We start from the raw sequence: 4618 nt of genomic DNA on the forward strand, positions 1-4618 counted from the left end.
GGCCGGGCTGCACGTCGCCACCAGCATCTCCCGGCTCACCAGCCTGCTGGTGACCAACGACCCGGACTCGGGCACGTCGAAGACCGTCAAGGCCCGGCAGTACGGCACGCCGATCGTGGACGAGGCCGCGTTCGGTCAGCTGCTGGGCGATGTCGAGCCCGCCGACGCGTGACCGTCCCGGTCGGCTGACGACGAGTGGCCGCGTCCCGGCCGAGTGATCGTACGAACGGGTGATTGCCCCACGACTCACCCGGCGCCCGCTCGCCCGCCGCTCGGCCGACGGCTCACCCTGTGCCCCATGGCGACATGCGAAGTGTGCGGCAATGACTACGGAATGACCTTCGAGGTGCACGCGCAGGGCGCGGTACACGTCTTCGACTGCTTCTCCTGCGCGATCCACCGCATGGCCCCGGTCTGCGAGCACTGCCGGGTGCAGATCATCGGGCAGGGCGTGGAGGTGGAGGGCCACTGGTACTGCGGCGCGCACTGCGCCCGCCAGGAGGGGAGGACGGGCATCGTCGACCGGGTCTGACCCGGTACCCGGCTGATTGCACCCCACGGCCCGGAGGGTACCGTCGTGGGGTGCACCGTTACCGCTTCCTGTTGTCCCGCCAGTGGGTGATCCTCACGCTCGTCGCGATCGCGCTGATCCCGACGATGATACGGCTGGGCTTCTGGCAGCAGCACCGGTACGAGGAGCGCACCGCCCGCAACGACCTGGTCTCCTCGGCGCTGCACGCGAAGCCGGTCCCGGTCGAGCGGCTGACCGCCCCCGGGCACACCGTGACCCGCGCCGAGAAGTACCGCACGGTGACCGCGACCGGCACCTTCGACACCGCCAGGCAGGTCGTGGTCCGGCGCCGCACCAACGCCGACGGCGAGGTCGGCTTCCACGTCCTCACCCCCTTCGTGCTCGACGACGGCAAGGTGCTGCTCGTCAACCGCGGCTGGATCCCCGCGAACGGCGTGCAGACCGCCTTCCCGAAGGTCCCCGCCCCGCCGGCCGGCCGGACCAGCGTGACCGGGCGGCTGATGGCCGACGAGACCACCGCGGCGAGCGGCATCAAGAACGTCGCCGGTCTGCCGGACCGGCAGATCATGCTGATCAACAGTGCCGAGGAGGCACGACGGCTCGGCGCGCGGGTGCTCGGCGGCTACATCCAGCAGACGGCGCCCGCGGCCGAGGGCGGCTCCCCGGAGCAGATCTCCGACCCGGGCAGCGAGGACGCCCCGCTGAACTACGCGTACATGATCCAGTGGTGGCTGTTCGCGGCGGCCGTCCCGGTCGGCTGGTGGTTCCTGGTGCGGCGGGAGATCCGCGACCGGGAGGAGGCCGCGGCCGAGCGGCAGCCGGAGGAGAGCGAACCGGCCACGGTCTGAGCGCGTCCGGTTCCCGCGCATCACTCCCCCGGCGGACCCCCTGATTGGCCCCCCGGCCCGCCGGGAAACCGCATCCCGTGGACGCGCGCATCGAGGACTACGCCGTCATCGGGGACCAGCAGACCGCGGCCCTGGTCGGCAGGGACGGCTCGGTCGACTGGCTGTGCCTGCCGCGCTTCGACTCCGGCGCCTGCTTCGCCCGGCTGCTGGGCGACGAGGACCACGGCCACTGGAGGATCGCGCCCGAGGGGGCCGGTGTCTGCACCCGCCGTGCCTACCGGCCGCAGACCCTCGTCCTCGACACCGAGTGGGAGACCGCCGACGGCACGGTACGCGTCACCGATCTGATGCCACAGCGTGACCGCGCGCCCGACCTGGTACGGATCGTGGAGGGCGTCAGCGGCCGGGTCACCGTGCGCAGCACGCTCCGCCTGCGTTTCGACTACGGGTCGATCACGCCCTGGGTGCGCCGCTCGGACGGCCACCGGGTGGCCGTCGCCGGCCCGGACTCCGCGTGGCTGCGCTCCGAGCCGCCCGTGCACACGTGGGGCGAGGACTTCGGCACCCACTCGGAGTTCACCGTCGCCGAGGGCGAGCGGGTCGCGTTCGTGCTGACCTGGCACCCCTCGCACGAGAGGCGCCCGCCGCTCGTCGACCCGTACGAGGCGCTGGAGCACAGCGTCACCGACTGGCGGCGCTGGGCCCGCCGGTGCACGTACGAGGGGCCGTACCGGGACGCCGTCGTCCGCTCCCTGATCACCCTCAAGGCGCTGACGTACGCCCCGACCGGCGGGATCGTCGCGGCGGCGACCACCTCGCTGCCCGAGCAGCCGGGCGGGGTGCGCAACTGGGACTACCGGTACTGCTGGCTGCGCGACTCCACCCTCACCCTCGGCGCGCTGCTGTCCATGGGCTTCCAGGACGAGGCCGGGGCCTGGCGCGACTGGCTGTTGCGCGCGGTCGCGGGCGATCCGGCCGACCTGCAGATCATGTACGGCGTCGCGGGCGAACGCCGGGTGGGTGAGAGCGAACTCTCCTGGCTGCCCGGCTTCGCCGGTTCCACCCCCGTACGCATCGGCAACGGCGCCGTCGAGCAGCTCCAGCTCGACGTGTACGGCGAGGTGATGGACTCGCTGTCGCTGGCCCGGGCCGCGGGCCTGCCCGCCAAGCCGCACATGTGGGCCCTGCAGCGTTCGCTGATGACGTTCCTGGAGACGGTGTGGCGGCAGCCGGACGAGGGGCTGTGGGAGGTGCGCGGCGGGCGGCGCCAGTTCGTGCACTCCAAGGTGATGGTGTGGGTGGCCGCCGACCGTGCCGTGCGGACCCTGGAGCGGTACCCGGAACTGGACGGTGACCTGGAGGGCTGGCGCAGACTTCGGGACGAGGTGCACCGAGAGGTGTGCGAGAAGGGCTTCGACCCGGACCGCAACACCTTCACCCAGTACTACGGCTCCCGGGCACTCGACGCGGCGCTGCTGCTCATCCCGCGCGTCGGGTTCCTGCCGCCGGACGACCCGCGGGTGATCGGCACCGTCGACGCGATCCGTCACGACCTCGGCCACGGCGGCTTCCTGCGCCGCTACGACACCGAGGACTCGGTGGTGGACGGCCTGCCGAGCGGCGAGGGCGCGTTCCTCGCCTGCTCGTTCTGGCTGGCCGACGCGCTGTACCTGACCGGCCGGGAGAAGGAGGCGCGGGAGCTGTTCGACCGGCTGGTGGGCCTGTGCAACGACGTGGGGCTGCTGGCCGAGGAGTACGACCCCGTCCACCACTGCCAGCTGGGCAACATCCCGCAGGCGTTCAGTCACATCGGCCTGGTGAACACCGCCCTCACCCTGTACGGGGGCGACGAGGCAGGATAGGGGCCATGGATCTTGGACTGAGGGACCGGGTGTACGTCGTCACCGGCGCCACCCGCGGGCTGGGCAACGCCACCGCGCGGGAGCTGATCGCCGACGGGGCGAAGGTCGTCATCACCGGACGGGAGGACAAGCAGGTCACCGAGGCCGCCGCGGAGCTGGGACCGGACGCGGTGGGCGTGGCCGTGGACAACGCCGACCCGCAGGCCCCGGAGCGGCTGATCGCCGCCGCACGGGAGCACTTCGGCGGCTTCCACGGGATGCTCGTGAGTGTGGGCGGGCCGCCGCCGGGGTTCGTCGCCGACAACACCGACGAGCAGTGGCGCGCCGCGTTCGAGTCGGTGTTCCTGGGCGCGGTACGGCTCGCCCGCGCGGCGGCGGCCGAGCTGGAGGAGGGCGGTGCCATCGGGTTCGTGCTGTCCGGGTCGGTGCACGAGCCGATCCCCGGGCTGACCGTCTCCAACGGGCTGCGGCCCGGACTCGCCGGGTTCGCCAAGTCGCTCGCCGACGAGCTGGGGCCGCGCGGGATCCGGGTGGTGGGGGTGCTGCCCGGCCGGATCGACACGGACCGCTTGCGTGAACTGGACGGCCGGTCCGCGGACCCGGAGGCCACCCGGGCCGCGAACGAGTCCCGGATCCCGCTGCGCAGGTACGGGGCGCCGGCGGAGTTCGGCCGGGTGGCGGCGTTCCTGCTGTCTCCGGCGGCTTCCTACGTGACGGGCGTCATGGTGCCGGTGGACGGCGGCACCCGCCACGGCTTCTGACCCCTACGCGCCCTGCGGGGGCTGCGACAGCGCGCGACTGAGGTACCCCGGTACGGGCGTGGGCCGCCCGTACCGGACGGGCCGGGGTCAGTCGCCGAGGCCGGCCAGGTCGCGCAGGCGTCGGGACTGTGCGGCGCGCTCGGCCGCGCGCTGCTCGTCGTAGGTGCGGTCCACGGCGCCGCGCAGCAGCGCCTTGGTCTCCACGACCGCGTCCCGCGGCGCCGCCAGGAGCGCCGCCGCCAGGTCCCGTACCGCCCCGTCCAGTTCCGCCGCGGGCACCGCGAGGTTGGCCAGCCCGCTCGACACCGCCTCCTCGGCCCCGACGAACCGCCCGGTCGCGCAGATCTCCAGCGCGCGGGCGTACCCGACGAGCCCGACCAGCGGGTGCGTGCCGGTCAGGTCGGGTACGAGGCCGAGACTGGTCTCACGCATGGCGAACTGCACGTCGTCGGCGACGACCCGCAGGTCGCAGCCGAGGGCGAGCTGGAAGCCGGCCCCGATGGCATGTCCCTGGACGGCGGCGATGGACACGATGTCGGTCCGCCGCCACCAGGTGAACGCCTCCTGGTACTCGGCGATGGTCGCGTCGAGCCCGGCGTCGTCACGGCGCGCGAG

General features: G+C 73.2%; 5 protein-coding genes and 1 pseudogene. 5 read left to right on the forward strand and 1 reads right to left on the reverse strand.

The annotated features are described in order from the left end of the window. The 5 genes and pseudogenes from IE312_RS42160 to IE312_RS28320 form a co-directional block, all read left to right on the forward strand. Positions 1 to 172, forward strand: a pseudogene (locus IE312_RS42160) (DEDDh family exonuclease); the annotation flags it as partial. Between the two features lie 126 nt (positions 173 to 298). Further along, positions 299 to 532: a metallothionein gene (locus tag IE312_RS28305; RefSeq protein WP_189985138.1), complete on the forward strand. Its 234-nt coding sequence runs from the start codon at positions 299 to 301 to the stop codon at positions 530 to 532. Positions 533 to 582: 50 nt separating this feature from the next. Then, a complete protein-coding gene (locus IE312_RS28310) occupies positions 583 to 1380 on the forward strand; it encodes an SURF1 family cytochrome oxidase biogenesis protein (RefSeq protein ID WP_189985139.1) in 798 nt (265 codons plus the stop codon). Between the two features lie 77 nt (positions 1381 to 1457). Then, positions 1458 to 3242, forward strand: a complete 1785-nt coding sequence (locus tag IE312_RS28315) for a glycoside hydrolase family 15 protein (RefSeq protein ID WP_189985140.1) — start codon at positions 1458 to 1460, stop codon at positions 3240 to 3242. A 5-nt stretch (positions 3243 to 3247) separates the two neighbouring features. Further along, a complete protein-coding gene (locus tag IE312_RS28320; protein ID WP_189985141.1) occupies positions 3248 to 4003 on the forward strand; it encodes an SDR family oxidoreductase in 756 nt (251 codons plus the stop codon). Between the two features lie 87 nt (positions 4004 to 4090). Here the strand turns inward: IE312_RS28320 and IE312_RS42165 are convergent. Then, a partial coding sequence (locus tag IE312_RS42165) for an enoyl-CoA hydratase/isomerase family protein (protein ID WP_229900528.1) occupies positions 4091 to 4618 on the reverse strand: 528 nt, incomplete at its 5' end.

The sequence above is a fragment of the Streptomyces capoamus genome, from assembly GCF_014654935.1.
Lineage (GTDB): Bacteria > Actinomycetota > Actinomycetes > Streptomycetales > Streptomycetaceae > Streptomyces > Streptomyces capoamus.

Bases quoted from the DNA above. Each gene is read 5' to 3' on its own strand.
- IE312_RS28320 (WP_189985141.1), top strand. From the start codon at position 3,248: ATGGATCTTGGACTGAGGGACCGGGTGTACGTCGTCACCGGCGCCACC.
- IE312_RS28305 (WP_189985138.1), top strand. From the start codon at position 299: ATGGCGACATGCGAAGTGTGCGGCAATGACTACGGAATGACCTTCGAG.